General features: G+C 64.2%; 14 protein-coding genes. 5 read left to right on the top strand and 9 right to left on the bottom strand.

Annotated features, from left to right (window positions below; translation table 11 throughout):
* Positions 1-12 precede the first annotated feature (12 nt).
* Positions 13-1461 carry a TrkH family potassium uptake protein gene (locus ACSR1C_RS02580; protein ID WP_460257752.1) on the top strand — a complete coding sequence of 483 codons (1449 nt, stop codon included), beginning with the start codon at positions 13-15 and terminating at the stop codon, positions 1459-1461.
* Between the two features lie 4 nt (positions 1462-1465).
* On the opposite strand, the gene ACSR1C_RS02575 is transcribed toward ACSR1C_RS02580, so the two are convergent.
* Entirely contained in the window at positions 1466-1924 is a 459-nt protein-coding gene (locus tag ACSR1C_RS02575) for an Lrp/AsnC family transcriptional regulator (RefSeq protein WP_460257935.1), read from the bottom strand.
* A 136-nt stretch (positions 1925-2060) separates the two neighbouring features.
* Between ACSR1C_RS02575 and ald the strand changes: the two genes are divergently transcribed.
* A complete protein-coding gene (ald, locus tag ACSR1C_RS02570) occupies positions 2061-3179 on the top strand; it encodes an alanine dehydrogenase (protein ID WP_460257751.1) in 1119 nt (372 codons plus the stop codon).
* Between the two features lie 140 nt (positions 3180-3319).
* Positions 3320-5152 carry a PHA/PHB synthase family protein gene (locus tag ACSR1C_RS02565; RefSeq protein WP_460257750.1) on the top strand — a complete coding sequence of 611 codons (1833 nt, stop codon included), beginning with the start codon at positions 3320-3322 and terminating at the stop codon, positions 5150-5152.
* 87 nt (positions 5153-5239) lie between these two features.
* On the opposite strand, the gene ACSR1C_RS02560 is transcribed toward ACSR1C_RS02565, so the two are convergent.
* The 7 genes from ACSR1C_RS02560 to ACSR1C_RS02530 all read right to left on the bottom strand — a co-directional run bounded on the left by ACSR1C_RS02560 (position 5240) and on the right by ACSR1C_RS02530 (position 13697).
* Positions 5240-6463, bottom strand: coding sequence for a phenylacetate--CoA ligase family protein (locus ACSR1C_RS02560; protein WP_460257749.1), 1224 nt, complete (start codon positions 6461-6463; stop codon positions 5240-5242).
* A gap of 14 nt (positions 6464-6477) precedes the next feature.
* Positions 6478-7302: an ABC transporter ATP-binding protein gene (locus ACSR1C_RS02555; RefSeq protein WP_460257748.1), complete on the bottom strand. Its 825-nt coding sequence runs from the start codon at positions 7300-7302 to the stop codon at positions 6478-6480.
* Between the two features lie 114 nt (positions 7303-7416).
* A complete protein-coding gene (locus ACSR1C_RS02550; protein ID WP_460257747.1) occupies positions 7417-8700 on the bottom strand; it encodes an ABC transporter substrate-binding protein in 1284 nt (427 codons plus the stop codon).
* A gap of 94 nt (positions 8701-8794) precedes the next feature.
* Positions 8795-9871 (bottom strand): branched-chain amino acid ABC transporter permease, encoded by a 1077-nt coding sequence (locus ACSR1C_RS02545; protein ID WP_460257746.1) that lies wholly within the window; start codon positions 9869-9871, stop codon positions 8795-8797.
* 3 nt (positions 9872-9874) lie between these two features.
* Positions 9875-10861 carry a branched-chain amino acid ABC transporter permease gene (locus ACSR1C_RS02540; protein WP_460257745.1) on the bottom strand — a complete coding sequence of 329 codons (987 nt, stop codon included), beginning with the start codon at positions 10859-10861 and terminating at the stop codon, positions 9875-9877.
* 47 nt (positions 10862-10908) lie between these two features.
* On the bottom strand, positions 10909-11727 hold the full coding sequence (locus ACSR1C_RS02535) for an ABC transporter ATP-binding protein (protein ID WP_460257744.1): 819 nt from the start codon (positions 11725-11727) through the stop codon (positions 10909-10911).
* Positions 11724-13697 (bottom strand): AMP-binding protein, encoded by a 1974-nt coding sequence (locus tag ACSR1C_RS02530; RefSeq protein ID WP_460257743.1) that lies wholly within the window; start codon positions 13695-13697, stop codon positions 11724-11726. The genes ACSR1C_RS02535 and ACSR1C_RS02530 overlap by 4 nt, the downstream gene beginning before the upstream one ends.
* Positions 13698-13897: 200 nt before the next feature.
* Here ACSR1C_RS02530 and ACSR1C_RS02525 point away from each other — a divergent pair, with 200 nt between their 5' ends.
* Both ACSR1C_RS02525 and ACSR1C_RS02520 read left to right on the top strand, forming a co-directional pair.
* Positions 13898-15823, top strand: a complete 1926-nt coding sequence (locus tag ACSR1C_RS02525; RefSeq protein WP_460257742.1) for a PAS-domain containing protein — start codon at positions 13898-13900, stop codon at positions 15821-15823.
* Positions 15820-16524, top strand: a complete 705-nt coding sequence (locus ACSR1C_RS02520) for a response regulator transcription factor (RefSeq protein WP_460257741.1) — start codon at positions 15820-15822, stop codon at positions 16522-16524. The genes ACSR1C_RS02525 and ACSR1C_RS02520 overlap by 4 nt, the downstream gene beginning before the upstream one ends.
* A 129-nt stretch (positions 16525-16653) precedes the next feature.
* On the opposite strand, the gene ACSR1C_RS02515 is transcribed toward ACSR1C_RS02520, so the two are convergent.
* Positions 16654-17847 carry a hydantoinase/carbamoylase family amidase gene (locus ACSR1C_RS02515; RefSeq protein ID WP_460257740.1) on the bottom strand — a complete coding sequence of 398 codons (1194 nt, stop codon included), beginning with the start codon at positions 17845-17847 and terminating at the stop codon, positions 16654-16656.
* Positions 17848-17965: the final 118 nt, after the last annotated feature.

Below are 17965 nucleotides of genomic sequence, written 5' to 3'. Positions count from 1 at the left end.
GCGTTGCGCATCATGCTTGATCTGCGCCCGGTCGGATATGTCATCGGTCAATTGCTCGTTGCGCTCGGCGGGCTGATGCTGCTTCCCATGGCGCTGAATCTGGCCATGGGCGATCCGAACTGGCAGACTTTTCTGGAAACCGCGATCCAGACCCTGCTGGCGGGCTCTGTGCTGGCCATGGCCTGCCGCAACGGATTGGGCCAAAGCCTGTCGCTGCGCCAGGCCTTCGTGCTGACCGCCGGCATCTGGACCGTCATGCCGGTCTTCGGCGCGTTGCCCTTCATGGAAGGCGCGCCCCATGCCAGTTTCACCAATGCCTATTTCGAGGCGGTCTCGGGCATCACCACCACCGGCTCTTCGGTCTTTACCGGGCTCGATACGCTGCCGGTGGGCGTGCTGCTGTGGCGCGGTATGCTGAACTGGATCGGCGGGCTTGGCATCGCCTTCGTCGCGATGATCTTTCTGCCGGTGATGCGGGTCGGCGGCATGCAGTTCTTCCGCACCGAAGGATTCGACACGCTGGGCAAGGTGCTGCCGCGGGCCAAGGATATCGCCCGGATGCTGGTAATCATCTATGCCGGGCTGACCTGCGCGGCCGTGCTGGCCTATCTGCTGGTCGGCATGACGCCGCTGGACGCAGTGGTTAACGCCTTCGCCACGATTTCGACCGGCGGCTTTTCCACCTCGGACGCGTCCTTTGGCAAATACAGCGGCCCGGCGGAATATGTGGGCGCGTTGTTCATGATCCTGGCCAGCCTGCCCTATATCCGCTTCGTGCAGCTTTTGTCCGGCTCGGCCCGGCCGCTGCTGCGCGACCCGCAGGTGCGGGCCTATCTGCGCTGGCTGCTTTATGCGGTGGGCGCGGTCGTGGCGTTTCGCGTCGCCACAGGCAAGGATCCGTTCGAGACGGTGCTGCGCGAAAGCCTGTTCAACATCGTGTCGATCTTTTCGGGCACCGGGTTCGGATCGGCCAATGTGGCGGCCTGGGGCGCCTTTCCGGTCGTCATCGCCTTTCTGGTCGGGATGATCGGCGGCTGCACCTCGTCCAGTTCGGCCAGTATCAGCGTGTTCCGCTGGCAGCTGACCTTTCTGGAAATCCGCACCCGGCTGGCGCAGCTATATGCCCCCTCTGCGATCCGTATCATCAAATATGACGGACGCCAGGTCGAGCGCGACGTGCTGGATGCGCTGGTGCTGTATGTCGGCGGCTATATCCTGACGCTGGGCGTGCTGACCATCGGGATGGACATGGTCGGCGTCGACGAGGAATCGGCGCTTTTCGCGATCTGGACCTCGATCGGCAATATCGGCTTCGGCTTCGGGCCGCTGGTACAGCGCACCGGCACCATGGTGGATTTCCCGGCGCCGGCGAAATGGCTGATGGTGCTGGCGATGCTGATGGGGCGGCTGGGGCTGCTGTCGGTCTTCGTGCTGTTGATGCCGCGTTTCTGGCGCTGGTAAGGGCTCAGATCGGCAGGGCGGTGGTCTTGAACACGGTTTTCAGCGCAAACCCCGAATGCATCTGGGCCACGCCGGGCAGCCGGGTCAGATAGCGGCGGTGGATGCGCGCGAAATCCTCGCTGTCCTTGGCCACCACCTTCAGCAGATAGTCGAAACTGCCCGCCATCAGGTGGCATTCCAGAACGTCGGGGATCAGCGCCACCTCGCGCTCGAACCGGTCCAGCAGATCGTCGGCCTGACTTGACAGGGTGATCTCGACGAACACGGTGGTGGGGCGGCCCATCTTGCGCGCATCCAGCAAGGCCACATAATCGCGGATAAAGCCCGCCGCTTCCAGCCGGTGCACCCGCCGGTGACAGGCCGAGGGCGACAGGTTCACCCGCTCCGACAACTCGGCGTTGGAAATGCGCCCGGCCTTTTGCAGCACGGCCAGAATCCGGTGGTCCGTCTCGTCCAGTTCCATCTGCACGCATGATCCTTCGATTAATTCGCCATAGAATGCACGAATCTTCACGCCGCCAGCAAGGGGCAGCCTGCAAATAACAATGGAATTCGACACGCAGAAGCGCAGGATGAATCCATATGCAGGGAGACGCAGAATGATTATCGGATGCCCGAAGGAAATCAAACCGCAGGAATACCGCGTCGGCATGACGCCCCATGCGGCGACCGAGGCCGTCAGCCACGGCCACACCGTGCTGATCGAGACCGGGGCCGGCGCCGGGTCGGGCTTTGGTGACGAGGCGTATATCGCCGCCGGGGCCGAAATTGTCGACACCGCCGAGGCGGTCTTTGCCCGCGCCGACATGATCGTGAAGGTGAAGGAGCCGCAAGCCGTCGAACGCAAGCGCCTGCGCGAAGGTCAGGTTCTGTTCACCTATCTGCACCTTGCCCCCGATCCCGATCAGACCCGCGACCTGCTGGACAGCGGCGTGACCGCGATAGCCTATGAAACCGTGACCGACGCGCAGGGCGGGCTGCCACTGCTGGCGCCGATGTCCGAGGTGGCCGGGCGGCTGGCGCCGCAGGTCGGCGCCTGGACCCTGCAAAAGGCCAATGGCGGGCGCGGCGTGCTGCTGGGCGGTGTGCCCGGCGTCGGCCCGGCCAGCGTACTGGTGATCGGCGGCGGCGTGGTCGGCACCCATGCCGCGCGGGTGGCCGCCGGGATGGGCGCGGACGTGACGGTGCTGGACCGTTCGCTGCCGCGGCTGCGCTATCTGGATGATGTGTTCGGCGGGCAGATCGCCACCCGCTATTCCTCGGCCGGGGCGCTGGCCGATCTGGTGGCCGAGGCCGATCTGGTGGTGGGCGCGGTGCTGGTCCCCGGCGCGGCGGCGCCCAAGCTGGTGACCCGCGCGCATCTGAAAACGATGAAGCCCGGCGCGGCGGTCGTCGATGTGGCTATTGATCAGGGTGGTTGTTTCGAAACCTCGCACGCCACCACCCACGAAGACCCGATCTATGCGGTGGACGGCATCCTGCATTACTGCGTGGCCAACATGCCGGGTGCGGTGGCGCGCACCGCGACCATCGCGCTTGGCAACGCCACCATGCCCTTCCTGCTGGCGCTGGCCGACAAGGGCTGGCGACAGGCCTGCGCCGACGATCCGCATCTTCTGGCCGGGCTCAACACCCATGCGGGCAAGCTGACCTATGCCGCCGTCGGCGCGGCACTGGGCCTGGCGGTGACGCCGCCCGCGCTGGTGCTGCAAGGCTAGCGCCGGCCCGCCGGTCACCTGCGACTTATCTTCACGGCCCAGGCGAAAACTTGCGCCATCTCAAGGTGTGCCCGTCGCAAAAGTGAGATGCTTTTCCCATCTGATAAAGGCAAGTCCCCATTCCATGCCGAGAGTGACCCATGAGCACCTCCGATCCTGCCGAGACCGCCCCCACCACCATCGAAGTCCCGAAACTCCCCGCTGTGGTGACCAAGCACAAACTGCCGCGCCCAAACCCCGTCCCCGGCAATCCGCATCCGATGGACACGCTGGATCGCGCCGCGCGGGCAATGACCGCGCGGGTGACCAACGGCGTGTCGGTCCACGCCTCGAGCGCCGCTTTGTCCGACTGGCTGCTGCACCTGTCGCGCGCCCCGGGCCGCCAGATCGAACTGGCCGAACGCGCCCAGACCAACCTGTGGAAACTGTTTGCCTATACGCTCGGGATGCCGGGCAGCGACCTGGAATCACCGCCCTTCGATCCGCATCCCGATGACCACCGCTTCGACCACGTCGGATGGGACAAGCCGCCATTCTGCTTCTGGAAACAGTCCTTCCTGGCCACTCAGGACTGGTGGGGCAGCGCCACCGAACAGGTCCGCGGCACCCGCAAGCAAAGCGCAGATCGCGTGGCCTTCATGGCGCGGCAGATGCTCGATGTGGTCTCGCCCTCGAACTCGCCGCTGCAAAACCCCGAAATCATCGAAAAGACGATGGAAACCGGCGGCCGGAACCTGCTGGAAGGCAGCCGCAACTTCGTCGAAGATATGATGCGCGAAATCACCCATGAACCGCCAACCGCTTCGAGCACCTATCAGGTGGGCGAAAACCTGGCCTGCACCCCGGGCAAGGTGGTTTACCGCAACGAGCTGTTCGAGCTGATCCAGTACAGCCCGCAGACCGAGACCGTCCGGGCCGAGCCGGTTCTGATCGTGCCGGCCTGGATCATGAAATACTACATTCTTGACCTCAGCCCGGAAAACTCGCTTGTGCGCTATCTGGTCGGGCAGGGTTTTACCGTCTTCATGATTTCGTGGTGCAACCCCACCGCCGATCAACGTGAACTGTCGCTGGACGATTACCGCGAAGACGGGGTGATGGCGGCCTTGGACGCGGTGACGAAAATCATCCCCGACCAAAAGGTCCATGCCTGCGGCTATTGCCTGGGCGGCACCATCCTGTCGATCGCGGCGGCCACCATGGCGCGCAACCACGACGACCGGCTGGCCTCGATCACGCTGCTGGCGGCCCAGACCGATTTCACCGAAGCGGGCGAACTGATGATGTTCCTCGATGAAAGCCAGATCGCCTTTCTGGAAGACATGATGTGGGATCAGGGCTTTTTGAAGCAAGAGCAGATGGCCGGCACCTTCCGTGCCCTGCGGGCCGAGGATCTGATCTGGACCCGCGCGGTGCGCCGTTACCTGCTGGGTGCCGAAGACGAGGAATTCGACATCTCGGTCTGGAATGCCGACGCCACGCGGATGCCCTATCGGATGCATTCGGAATATCTGCGCGGACTGTTTCTGGAAAATCGCCTGACCTCGGGCCGGTTCGCGGTCGAGGGTCGGGTGATCGCGCTGAAGGACATCACCGCGCCCTTCTTCGTGGTGGGCACCGAAAAGGATCATATCGCGCCCTGGCATTCGGTTTATAAAACCGCGCTGTTCACCGACAGCGAACTGACCTTCGTGCTGACCAAGGGCGGCCACAATGGCGGCATCCTGAGCGAGCCGGGGCACAGGGGCCGGCACTACCGGATCGGCCACCGCACGGCGGGCAAGCTTTATATGGATCCCGACACCTGGATCAGCCAGCATGAAAAGAAACCCGGTTCCTGGTGGGAAGACTGGGGCGCATGGCTGCACAGCAAGAACAACGGGGAAAATGTCACGCCGCCCGCGATGGGTGCGCCCGATATGGGCCTGCCGCCGATGGACGATGCGCCGGGCACTTATATCTATCAGAAATAGGCCCCCGCCAGTCAGAGGGCGGGTCGTCGTGAAATACCATATTCGGGCCCTGCTTTGCGCGAAAAGCAGGGCCCGAAATCCATCCGCCTATTTGCGGTAATCGCGCTGGTCGTCGATCACCTTGCCGTCATTGGGCAGGCTGCCCCGGCCCATGATCTCAACCCGGCCCTTCAGCTTCAGAACCTCTGACACCGAGGCGGCATAGGGCGCGGGATCGCTGGCATCGGTTTCCACCTGCACGGTCATCACATCCATCTCGCCCTCGCGGGTGGCGATAACGCGGGCGCGGGCCACCTCGGCATGGCGCGCGACGAAGGCCGCCACCTGTTCGGGACGCACGAACATGCCCTTGATCTTGGTGGTCTGATCGGCCCGGCCCATCCAGCCCCTGATGCGCATATTGGTGCGTCCGCAGGGGCTTTGCCCGCCCATCACCGCCGACAGATCGCCGGTGGCGAAGCGGATCAGCGGATAGTCGGGGTTCAGCGTGGTCACCAGAACCTCGCCCACCTCGCCGGGGGCCACCGGGGTGCCGGTGCCGGGGGTCACGATCTCGACGATCACGCCCTCGTCGACAATCATCCCCTCCATCGCCGGGCTTTCATAAGCGATATTGCCCAGATCGGCGGTGGCATAGGATTGCAGACAGGCAATGCCGCGATCCGCGTATTCCTGCCGCAGACTGGGGAACAGCGCGCCGCCACCCACCGCCGCCCGCGTCAGACGCGACAGATTCAGCCCCATCGCATCGGCCTTGTCCAGGATCACCTTCAGGTAATCCGGCGTTCCGGCATAGGCGGTCACCCCCACGTCATGCGCCGCGCGGACCTGCAACTCGGTCTGCCCGGTGCCCGCGGGCAGCACCGCAGCCCCCACCGCCCGTGCGCCATTCTCGAATATCATCCCGGCAGGCGTCAGATGATAGCCGAAACAGTTCTGCACGATATCGCCCCGACCGATGCCGCAGGCGTTCAGAAACCGGCCCATCCGCCACCAGTCGTCGCTGACCCGGCCGGGCTCATAGATCGGCCCCGGCGACTGAAAGATATGATCGAAGCCCGCCGCCGGTGCGGTGGTGAATCCGCCAAAGGGCGCATTCGCCGCCTGCGCCGCGCTCAGTTCCGACTTGCGGATCACCGGCAGCGCCGCCAGCGCCCCTATATCGGTGATGGCCTCCGGTTCCACATCGCCCAACAGGGCCGCGATCCCCGGCGCACCCATCGCACGGGCGATCTGCCGGGGCAGCACGCGGGCCAGATCGGCGGCGCGCTGATCGGCCGAACGGGTTTCCAGATCGTCGAAATAGGCCATGCGCCCGCCCCCTCTCAACTCAACCACCGCTTGCGCCGCCGATAGCTGCGCACATCGCGGAAACTTTTGCGTCCCTCATCGGACATGCCGAGATAGAATTCCTTCACATCCGGGTTCTCGCGCAGTTCCTTCGCCGGGCCGTCCATCACGATGCGCCCGGATTCCAGAATATAGCCGTAGTGGGCATAACGCAGCGCCACGTTGGTGTTCTGCTCGGCCAGCAGGAAACTGACGCCCTCTTTCTCGTTCACCGATTTCACGATCTCGAAGATCTGCTCGACCAGTTGCGGCGCCAGCCCCATGCTGGGCTCGTCCAGCAGGATCATCTCGGGCCGGCTCATCAGCGCGCGGCCAATGGCGCACATCTGCTGCTCGCCGCCAGAGGTATAGCCCGCCTGACTCTTGCGCCGCTCTTTGAGACGCGGGAAGTAATCGTAAACCATCTCCAGATCCGCGGCGATCGCACCCTTGCCCCCGGTCCGGGTATAGGCGCCGGTCAGCAGGTTTTCCTCGACCGTCAGATGCTCGAAACAATGCCGCCCTTCCATCACCTGGATGACGCCCTTCTTTACCAGATCGGACGGCGCCAGATCCTGCACGCCCTCGCCGCGATAGATGATCGACCCCTTGGTGACCTCGCCCCGCTCCGACCGCAGCAGGTTGGAAATCGCCTTCAGCGTGGTGGTCTTGCCCGCCCCGTTGCCCCCCAAAAGCGCGGTAATTCCACCCTTGGGCACGCTCAGGCTGACCCCTTTCAGCACAAGGATCACGTGATTATAGATCACCTCGATATTGTTGACCTCCAAAAGGGTCTCGTCGGTCTGTGCGGCATCCAGCATGGTCTGTCACCTTGTTGCGGCGGTCGTCGGACAGGCCCGACGCCCCCTCTTCTTCTCGGCAAAAATACTCGAAATCCCCGGCCGCCACGCAATGCGGCGGCCGGGAAAAAGCGCTTAGTTGCAGCGCTCGGCGATGCCGTTTTCGGCGGCATAGGCCTGGCTGTCGGCGTCGATCAGGGGTTGGATCACCGCCATGTCCGACGGCCCGAAGTCCGAAATCAGCGACCAGCTTTGCGCCTTCGCGTCCCATTGCTGGATCGCGCCGGTGCCGGGGCCGCCGTGGTTTTCGCAGCTCACCTTGAAGGCCGGACCGAAATTCGGCATGCCCAGCTCGGTCATCCGCTCTTCGGTGATCTCCAGCGCCTCGATCCCGTCGCGCATCATCGCCGCGTCGATATTCGGCGTGCCGTGAATCTCCTGCGCCTTGCGGGCGGCCTCGGTCATCAGCATCGCGGCATAGAAGCCCCGGTTGTAGACCGCGGTGCCGATATTGTTGCCCGCGCCGGCGGCCAGCCCCTTGTCCACGACATAGGTCTGCACATCGTCGAAGACCGGGAAATCGGCGCCCACATTGTGGAAGGTCACCGCCTTGTAGCCATCGGCCTTGTCGCCCGCCGGCATCACGTCATGCTCGGCACCCGACCACCACACGCCGATGAAGTTTTCCATCGGAAAGCGGATATTGGCGGCCTCCTGCACCGCGACCTGGTTCATCACGCCCCAGCCCCACATGACCACGTAATCGGGCCGCTCGCGCCGGATCTGCAGCCACTGCGACTTTTGCTCCTGGCCCGGATGATCCACCGCGATGGTGGTCAGGTCGAACCCGTGCTTGGCCGACAGCTCCTCCAGCGTGCGGATCGGCTCTTTGCCATAGGCCGAGTTGTGATAGATCAGCGCGATCTTCTTGCCGTTGATGTCACCGCCGTTGATATCCAGCAGGTGGTTGACGACCAGCGACGCGCCGTTCCAGTAGTTGGCCGGAAAGTTGAACACGTTGGAAAACACCTTGCCATTGGCGGCCGAGGTGCGCCCGTAACCCGGCGTGTACAGCGAAATGCCATCCGCCGTGACCTTCGGGATCAGCTGATAGGTGATCCCGGTCGACAGCGGGTTATAGACCAGCGCGCCCTCGCCCTTGGTGGCCTCGTAACACTCCACGCCTTTTTCGGTGTTATAGGCGGTCTCGCATTCGATGACCTTCGCCTTGACCCCGCCGATACCGCCGTCACGCTCGTTGACCAGGGTGAAATAGTCGGCATAGCCGTCGGCATAGGGGATGCCCCCCGCCGCATAGGCCCCGGTGCGATAGCTGAGCGACGGAAACACCAGATCCGCCATCGCCGGTGCCGCGGCCATGACCGCCCCGAACGCCATAGTTGCCAGTTTCATCTTCATCGGTTTTCTCCTCCCATTGGGTTGTCCGATATGCCCCGTTTCGCGGGGGTGACAGGCGCCTGTTCCCGGCGCTCTGCCCAATTCCGGCCCCGCCCTAATGCGGAAAGGGCCAAAGTCTCAGCTTCTCTTTCGCCACGCGCCACAGTTGGGCCAGCCCGTGCGGCTCGGCGATCAGAAAGACGATGATCAGCGCGCCCAGGATCATCAGTTCCAGATGTGCGGCCAGATCGATGGGCCAGCCCAGTGCGCCGACGAAGACGTTCTTCAGCAGCACCGGCAGCAGCACCAGAAACGCCGCGCCCGCAAAGCTGCCGAAGATGGACCCAAGCCCGCCGATGATCACCATGAACAGGATCAGGAACGATTTCTGGATGCCGAAGGCCTCGCCCACCTCGACCGCGCCCAGATAGACGCTGAAGAACAGCGCACCCGCGACACCGACAAAGAAGGATGATACCGCAAAGGCGGTCAGCTTGGCCTTCAGCGGGTTCACCCCGATGATTTCCGCCGCGATGTCCATGTCGCGGATCGCCATCCAGCTGCGCCCGACCGTACCGCGCGTCAGGTTGCGCGCCACCCAGGCCAGCGCCACCAGGATCACCAGACAGAACAGGTATTTCGCCATGGCGGTGGCATTGGGGCCGGTGATCGCCACGCCCAGCAATGTGCGTTCGGGCGAATTGATCTGGCCCGAGGCCGAATAATTGTAAAACCACGGCACCTTGTTGAACAGCCACACCAGAAAGAACTGCGCGGCCAGCGTCGCAACCGCCAGATAGAACCCCTTGATCCGCAGGCTGGGCAACCCGAACGCCACCCCGACCAGCGCCGTGACACCGCCCGCCAGCAGCACATGGATAAAGATGCTGATGTCGGGAAAGGCCGTCATCAGCTTGTAGCAGGCATAGGCCCCCACCGCCATGAAACCGCCGGTGCCAAGGCTGACCTGCCCGCAATAGCCGGTCAGGATGTTCAGCCCGATTGCGGCGATCGAATAGATCAGAAACGGCAGCAGAACCGCATTGGCCCAATAGTCGTTGATGACAAAGGGAATGATCCCGAAAGCCACCGCCAGCACGACGTAATAGCGCATCCGGTCGAACTTGATCGGAAAGGTCTGGCTGTCCTCAGCGTAGGACGTCTTGAAGTCACCTGCTTCGCGATAGAACATGGCTTACACCCTCTCGATGATCTTTTCGCCGAACAGGCCCTGCGGCCGGAAGACGAGAAACAGAAGCGCCAGCACATAGGCGAACCAGTTCTCGGTCGCGCCGCCCATCATCGGGCCGATGGTGAATTCAAACAGCTTTTCGCCCACCCCGATGATCAGCCCGCCGACAATCGCGCCTGGGATCGAGGTGAAGCCGCCCAGCATCAACACCGGCAGCGCCTTCAGCGCGATCAGCGACAGTGAAAACTGCACCCCCGATTTCGTGCCCCACATGATGCCCGCCACCAGCGCCACGAACCCGGCGATGGACCAGACCAGCACCCAGATGAAGCGCAGCGAGATGCCGACCGACAGCGCCGCCTGATGGTCGTCGGCCACCGCGCGCAACGCCCGGCCCTGTTTCGAGTATTGCGAAAACAGCGTCAGCGACACGACCAGAAGCGCGGCGATCACCGTGGCCACGATATCCAGCCGGTCGATGAAGAACCCGTAACCGAAGATGTTATAGGTCACGTTGTCGATGATTTCCGACATGCCCTGCGGCAGCCCGACATCCAGCTTCTTGATCTCGGCCCCCCACATGATGTCGCCGAAACCTTCCAGAAAATAGGCCAGACCGATCGTGGCCATGAACAGGATGATCGGTTCCTGGTTGACCAGATGCCGCAGGATGAACTTGTTGATGGCAATCGCCAGCAGCACCATCACCCCCACGGTCAGCACGATCGCCACCAGCCCCGGCAGGTGCCAGCCGAAGTGATGCACATCGGTGCCGAAGATCGCGTTGATCAGATGCGCGAACGGCACCTGGCCCTGTTGCAGCCCGACCAGCGTCAGCGCCGCGAACAGCGCCAGCACGCCCTGTGCATAGTTGAAAATGCCGCTTGCCTTGAAGATCAGAACGAAGCCAAGCGCCACCAGCGCATACATCACACCCGCCATCAGGCCGTTCAGCGTGACCTCTATCGCGAAAAGAAGTTGCTCAGGCATGTCGTGCCCCCCTTGTCAGGTGTTCCACCGGGCCGGGATATGTGCCGTCAGTCATGGCTTACCCCCAGATAGGCGTCGATCACGTCCTGATTGCCGCGCACCTCGGCCGGGGTGCCGTCGCCGATCTTCTTGCCGTAATCCATCACCACCACCCGGTCGGACAAATCCATCACCACGCCCATGTCATGCTCGATCAGGGCGATGGTGGTGCCGAATTCGTCGTTCACATCCAGGATGAAGCGGCTCATATCCTCTTTCTCCTCGACGTTCATGCCGGCCATGGGTTCGTCCAGCAGCAACAGCCGCGGTTCGGCGGCCAGCGCGCGGCCCAGTTCGACCCGTTTTTGCAGCCCGTACGGCAGACGACCCACCGGCGTCTTGCGGATCGTCTGAATTTCCAGAAAGTCGATGATCTTTTCGACCTTCTCGCGGTGCTCGCTTTCCTCGCGCTGGGCGCGGCCCCACCACAGCGCCTGTGCCGCCATCCCGGTTTTCATCAGCGTCATGCGCCCGGTCATGATGTTGTCCAGCGTGCTCATGCCCTTGAACAGCGCGATGTTCTGGAACGTGCGGGCAATGCCCTGACGCGCCACCTGATAGGGCTTCATCTGCGGGCGGCGCTGCCCGTGGAACCAGACCTCGCCCTCGCTTGGCACATAGAAGCCCGAAATCACGTTCAGCATCGACGACTTGCCCGCACCATTGGGGCCGATGATCGCGCGGATCTCGCCTTCGCGGATGTCGAAGGAGATGTCCTTGATCGCCACCACCCCGCCAAAACGCAGGGTGATATTGCGCATCTCCATCAGAACGCCGCCGATCTTGCGGCCATCTGCAGTGGTGTACCCTTCGGTCATGTCTTTCATTCCGCCGCCATCCTCTTGTGCTGAGGCTCGGCCACAGCCGCGTCGCGCAGCTCCAGCGTTGCGGTGATCGCGCCCTTGCGCCCGTCCTCATACGTCACTTCGGTTTTGGTATGGACGCTGGCCGACCCGTCATAGAGCGCCGCAATGAGGTCTGCGTATTTCTCGGCGATGATGGTGCGGCGAACCTTGCGGGTGCGGGTCAGCTCGCCGTCATCGGCGTCCAGTTCCTTGTGCAGCACCAGAAAGCGGTGGATCTGACAACCCGACAGCATCGTATCTTCGGCCACGCTGCGGTTCACCTCTTCGACATGGGCCTGGACCGTGTCCAGCACCCGCGGATGACCGGCCAGTTCCTGATAGGACGCATAGGCGATATTGTTACGCTCGGCCCAGTTGCCGACCGCCGTAAGGTCGATATTGATGAAGGCGATGCACATCTCGCGGCCATTGCCGAAAACCACGGCCTCCAGGATATCGGGATAGAATTTCAGCTTGTTCTCTACATATTTCGGCGCGAACAGGCTGCCATCGGCCATCTTGCCCACATCCTTGGCGCGGTCGATGATCCGCAGGTGGCCGGTGCCTTCCTCGAAGAATCCCGCATCGCCCGTGGCGACCCAGCCTTCGGCATCCTTGGTGTCCGCCGTACTTTCGGGGTTGTTGAAATATTCAACGAAGGTGCCGGGGCTGCGATAGTATACCTCGCCATTCTCGCCGATCTTCACCTCGACGCCGGGGCTGGGCACACCGACCGTATCGGGGCGCACCTGGCCGTCGGGCTGCTGGGTGATGAACACGCTGGCCTCGGTCTGACCGTAAAGCTGTTTCAGATTGATCCCGAGGCTGCGGTAAAACTCGAAAATCTCGGGGCCGATCGCCTCGCCCGCAGTATAGCCCACCCGGACCCGCGAAAAACCCAGCGTGTTCTTCAGCGGCCCGTAAACGAAAAAATTGCCCAGCCAATAGCGCAGCCGGTCCAGCCCGCCCACCGGCCTGCCGTCCAGAATGGCGGGGCCGACCCTGCGCGCCACTGCCATGTACCTGTCGAACAGCCGTTTCTTGAAGGCGCCCGCATCCTCCATCCGGATCATCACATTGGTCAGCTGGGTCTCGAAGATGCGCGGCGGGGCGAAATAATAGGTCGGCCCGATCTCGCGCAGATCGGTCATCATCGTGTCGGGGCTTTCGGGGCAGTTGACGCAAAACCCCGTCCACATCGCCTGACCGACGGAAAAGATGAAATCGCCGACCCAGGCCATCGGCAGATAGGCCAACACCTCGTCCGTGTGGGTCAGATGGTCGAATTCAGCGGTGTTTTTCGAGGTCTCGATGATGTTGCGGTTCGACAGGACCACGCCTTTCGGCTTACCCGTGGTGCCCGAGGTGTAAAGCATCACGCAGGTATGATCCCAGGTCAGCTCGGCGATGCGCGCGTCCAGCTCCGCCTCCAGCCGGGTGTGGGCGGCGCGCCCCTCGGCCTGGATGTCGTGCAACCAGTTCAGATGGGTATGGTCGTATTTCCGCATCCCACGCTTGTCGTTATATAAAACTTGCTCGATATGGTGGATCTGGTCCTGCACGTCGATGACCTTGTCGACCTGCTCCTGATCGCCGCACACCACGAAGCGCGCGCCGCAATTGTCCAGCACATAGGCCATCTCTTCGGCCACGGCATCCTGATACAGCGGAACGGGCACCGCACCGCACATCTGCGCCGCCACCATCGCCCAGTAATGCGCGGGCCGGTTGCGGCCGATGATCGCCACGTAATCCCCGCGGTCCATCCCCAGCGCCAGAAAGCCCAGCGCCATCGCGCGGATTTCTTCGGCCGCTTCGATCCAGGTCCAGCTTTGCCAGATCCCGAATTCCTTTTCCCGGTAGGCGGGGCTTGCACCGTGGATACGGGCGTTGCGCGCCAGCAATGCGGGCACGGAACACAATTCGCCCGAAGGCGCTGTTTGCGTGGTCAAGACTTCTCCTCCCTGCGCCGAGGTTCCGGCGGCGCCGATCGCATTTCGTTGCGATTCTTGCGTCCACTTAGCGTGACTGTTTCTGAGTGACGGTCAAACTTTTCCTGACTTTTGCGCAATTCTTACGAATTGTAACAGCACGCGGATTTGCTTTTCGCGCCCTCGCCGCGATGCTAGCCAAGGGGCGGGAGGACAACAGGATGCAGACAGTCGCAAAAGACCGCGCGCGTATGACAGAGGCCGGGCTGAACCTGATTCAGCAGGCGCTGTCGATCTATGACGCCGATCTGCGGCTGGCGGTCTGCAACCGCATGTTCCGCGAAATGTTCGACCTGCCCAGCGCCCTGGTCACCCCCGGCGCCGGTTTCCGGGATACGATCCGCTTTCTGGTCGAACGCGGCGAATACGGCGAGGTCGACGACCCCGCCACCTTTGTTGCGGACCGGGTCGATCAGGCCCGCGCCTTTCAGGCCCATTACATGGAACGCACCCGCGCCAACGGCCGCACCATCAGCGTCGAGGGCAGCCCGCTACCGCAGGGTGGCTGGGTCACGGTCTATACCGACATCACCGGGATCAAGCGTCAGGAACAACTGCTGCGTACCCGGTCAGAGGAGCTGTCGGATCAGCTTTTGTCCCATGCCGAACAACTGGCCCAGACCAACCGCGAACTGGCCGCCACCAATGCCGCGCTTGAAGAGGCCAAGCGCCAGCTGACCGAGATGGAGGCGCGCACCCGGATGGTCACCGAAATGATGCCCGCCCATATCGCCCATCTGGGCACCGACGGGCATTACACCTATTCTAACCGCCGCCTTGGCATGGTGATGCCCAGCCGCCCCAACGATATCGTCGGGCTGCACGCGGCCCAGGCCCTGGGCGACGAGGCCTTCGCCAAGATCGCCCCGCACCTGCAACGCGCCCTGGCCGCCGAACCCAGCGTGTTCGAATTCAACCACGAGGAAAGCGGCCGCCGCATCCGCGCGGCCTTCACCCCCGAACTCGGCCCCGACGGGGCGGTGAACGGGGTCTATATCCTGTCGATGGACGTCACCGAAGAAACCCAGGCCCGCGCCGCCCTGACCCAGACCCACAAGCGCGAACTGGCCGCGCATCTGACCTCGGGGATGGCGCATGATTTCGCCAATCTTCTGACCATCATCCTGGGACTGCAAAGCCGGCTGGAACGGGTCGCGCCCGCCCCCCGCGCGCAAGAGCTGATCGCCGCCACCCAGGCCGCGGCCCGGCGCGGCGGCACGCTGCTCGACCGGATCGCGTCGATCTCGGGCCAGCGGCAGATGCGCCCCGAACCCACCGACCTGGCCGTCTTTCTGGCCGATCTGCACACCCTTGCCGCCCCCGCCCTGCCCGACGGCATGGCCCTGCATATCGAAACCGGTCCATTCCCTGGCCCCCTGATGCTTGACGCGGGTGCGCTGCAGGACGCGCTGCTGAACCTGATCCTGAACGCCCGCGACGCGATCGGCACAGGGCCCGGCCAGATCAGCCTGACCGCCCGCGCGCTGGGCGATACCTGGGCCGAAATCACCGTCACCGATACCGGCCCCGGTTTCAGCGACGCAGCGCTGATCCATGCGCTCGATCCGTTCTTTTCCACCAAGGGGCAGGACGGCACCGGCCTGGGCCTGTCGGTGGTCTATGACCTGACCAAACTGTGCGGCGGGCGCATCACGCTGGGCAACGGCCCGGCCGGCGCCTGCGTCACCCTGCGCCTGCCGCTGCGCCTGGCGGTCGAAGGCGCCGACCCGAAACTGGTGCTGCTGGTCGAGGATTCGCCGGAAATCCGCGAAACCGTGCGCGAGATGCTGATCGGGCTGGGCCATGCGGTGATCGAAGCCGCCCGCGCCGACGAAGCCGAGGCGCTGGCCGATCTGCCCGGCATCGATCTGGTGCTGTCGGATATCATGCTGGGCGGCGGGCGGACCGGCGCGGCCTTGCTCGATGCGCTGGCGGCCAAGGATCACCCAGCCCAGCGCCTGCTGATGAGCGCGCTGCCCGCCGCCGACAGCCTGCGCCGCGCCGCCGCCACGCGGCATCCGCTGATCGCCAAACCCTTCAGCGCACAGGAACTGGCCCGCTTCCTGTCCCCGGAGCCCACCACATGACCACCGCCCCGATGATCGCGATTCTGGACGACGAGCCGCAAATCCGGCAGATGCTGTCCGAAGCGTTGGGCGATGCGGGCTTTCGCACCGCAAGCTTCGCCCGCGCCACGGAATTCGAGGCCGCCCTGCCCCGCACCGCGCCCGATGTCTGCCTTGTCGATCTCGGCCTGCCCGACCGCGACGGGCTGGCGCTGGTACACCGGCTGGCCCTCGAATCCGGTGCCGCGATCATCATCATCTCGGGCCGCGCGCAGGTGCAGGACCGGGTGACAGGACTGGAACTGGGCGCCGACGACTACATCATCAAACCGTTCGATCCGGCCGAGGTCGTGGCCCGCGTCCGCGCCCGCCTGCGCAAGGGGCGCGAGACCGGCCCCACCGCCGCCACCGCCCGGTTCGAAGGCTGGACCGCGCATTTCGACCGCTATGTGCTGACCGCGCCCGACGGGCGCGACGTGCCCTTCTCCCACGCCGAGGGCGAGGTGCTGCGCCTCTTCCTCGAAAGCCCCAAACGCCTGATCTCGCGCGCGCAGATGCAGGAATCGCTGGGCGGCGCGGCCGGCGAAAGCTTTGACCGGGCGATGGATGTGCGCATCTCGCGTCTGCGGACCAAGCTGGACGAAGACCCGCGCAACCCCCGCCTGATCAAAACGATCTACGGCGCGGGCTATCTGTTTCTGGGCGATGTCGCCTGGACCTGACCCCGCTTCTTTTTCGTACAAGTATCCTCGGGGGTGAAAGGCCCGGCAGGGCCTGAGGGGGCAGAAGCCCCCTGTCCCGCGCGCCCGCGCGCGGCATGCAAAGGCGTCGCCCGCAGGGCGTCGATCCGGTCAGCCCAGCCGCGCCACCGCCCCGGCCAGCACCTTCAGCCCGGTCACCAGATCAGCCTCTTTCGTATCCTCGTCGAAACTGTGGCTCACCCCGCCGATCGACGGCACGAACAGCATCGCCACCGGCATGTGCCGCGCCAGGTTGGTGGTGTCGTGCAGCGCGCCCGACGGCATGTGCCGCCAGCGGCCCGGCACCTCGGCCTCGGCCGCCTCCGCCAGCGCACCCGCCAGCCGCGCATCCATCGCCACCGGCTCCAGCCCCAGCATCGGACCAAAGCTCAGGCTCAACCCGCGCTCGGCGGCCACCTCTGCCGCGCTGTCGCGGATGATCGCCTCCATCCGGGTCAGGCGGTCGCTGTCGCCGTCGCGCCACTGCATCGAAAACACCGCCTTGCCCGGCACCGCCGAGGCGCCGTTGGGCGACAGGGTGACATGGCCAATGGTCCAGACGGTTTCGGGCAAAACGACATTCCTGAACCGCGCGTTGATCCGCGCGTTGAACGCCACCAACCCCTGAAACGCATCGCGGCGCAGATGCATGGGCGTGGTGCCGGCATGGTTCTGCTGGCCCTCGAACGTGATCCGCATGTCGCGGATCCCGACGATCGACCGCACGACGCCGATCGCCGCGCCCGCCGTGTCCAGATAGGGGCCCTGTTCGATATGCGCCTCAATGAACCCGGTGAACCGCGCGGGGGATATGAAATCGCCCGTCACCAGATCGGCCATCCGGGCCCGCCCCGCGGCAAAGTTGCTGCCATCGGGCGCGATCAGCGTATCGGCCTCGGCCAATGTCCGCCCGCCGGCCCAGACGGTACTGCCGGTGGTCACACCATACCGGCCCTCTTCGTCCTGAAAGCTGACGACCGAAACCGGCGGCCCGCCGGCCGCCCGCGCGGTGCGGGCGATCTCCAGCGCCGCCATCACGCCATAAGCACCGTCCAGCCAGCCGCCTTCGGGCTGCGTGTCGCTGTGCGAGCCTATCAGCAGGCCGGGTCCATCGGCCAACCCGAACAGGTTGCCCACGGGATCGAAATACGGTGTCAGCCCGGCCGCGGCGAACTGATCCGCCAGCCATTTTCGGGCCGCGATATCGCTGTCGGAATAGGCCGGGCGCACCACGCCGTCGCCCACCGCGCCGATCCGGCGCAAGGCGTGCAGACTGGCAAGGAAACGGTCGGGATCGGGGGTCATGGCACACCTGCGGTCGGGGAAGGGTCTGCGCCCAGACCTAACAGCCACGCGCACGAAACGCCAACCCTTGGCCCCGCCCGATCAATGGCCTAGGGAGGATGTGAAGACGAAGGAGACA

It is taken from the genome of Actibacterium sp. D185-2, assembly GCF_054954595.1.
The sequence above is the reverse complement of the archived record's forward strand: the minus strand, read 5'-3'. Positions and strand labels throughout refer to the sequence as shown.

Bases quoted from the DNA above. Each gene is read 5' to 3' on its own strand.
- ACSR1C_RS02580 (WP_460257752.1), top strand. From the start codon at position 13: ATGCTTGATCTGCGCCCGGTCGGATATGTCATCGGTCAATTGCTCGTT.
- ACSR1C_RS02575 (WP_460257935.1), bottom strand. From the start codon at position 1,924: ATGGAACTGGACGAGACGGACCACCGGATTCTGGCCGTGCTGCAAAAG.
- ald (WP_460257751.1), top strand. From the start codon at position 2,061: ATGATTATCGGATGCCCGAAGGAAATCAAACCGCAGGAATACCGCGTC.
- ACSR1C_RS02565 (WP_460257750.1), top strand. From the start codon at position 3,320: ATGAGCACCTCCGATCCTGCCGAGACCGCCCCCACCACCATCGAAGTC.
- ACSR1C_RS02560 (WP_460257749.1), bottom strand. From the start codon at position 6,463: ATGGCCTATTTCGACGATCTGGAAACCCGTTCGGCCGATCAGCGCGCC.
- ACSR1C_RS02555 (WP_460257748.1), bottom strand. From the start codon at position 7,302: ATGCTGGATGCCGCACAGACCGACGAGACCCTTTTGGAGGTCAACAAT.
- ACSR1C_RS02550 (WP_460257747.1), bottom strand. From the start codon at position 8,700: ATGAAGATGAAACTGGCAACTATGGCGTTCGGGGCGGTCATGGCCGCG.
- ACSR1C_RS02545 (WP_460257746.1), bottom strand. From the start codon at position 9,871: ATGTTCTATCGCGAAGCAGGTGACTTCAAGACGTCCTACGCTGAGGAC.
- ACSR1C_RS02540 (WP_460257745.1), bottom strand. From the start codon at position 10,861: ATGCCTGAGCAACTTCTTTTCGCGATAGAGGTCACGCTGAACGGCCTG.
- ACSR1C_RS02535 (WP_460257744.1), bottom strand. From the start codon at position 11,727: ATGAAAGACATGACCGAAGGGTACACCACTGCAGATGGCCGCAAGATC.
- ACSR1C_RS02525 (WP_460257742.1), top strand. From the start codon at position 13,898: ATGCAGACAGTCGCAAAAGACCGCGCGCGTATGACAGAGGCCGGGCTG.
- ACSR1C_RS02520 (WP_460257741.1), top strand. From the start codon at position 15,820: ATGACCACCGCCCCGATGATCGCGATTCTGGACGACGAGCCGCAAATC.
- ACSR1C_RS02515 (WP_460257740.1), bottom strand. From the start codon at position 17,847: ATGACCCCCGATCCCGACCGTTTCCTTGCCAGTCTGCACGCCTTGCGC.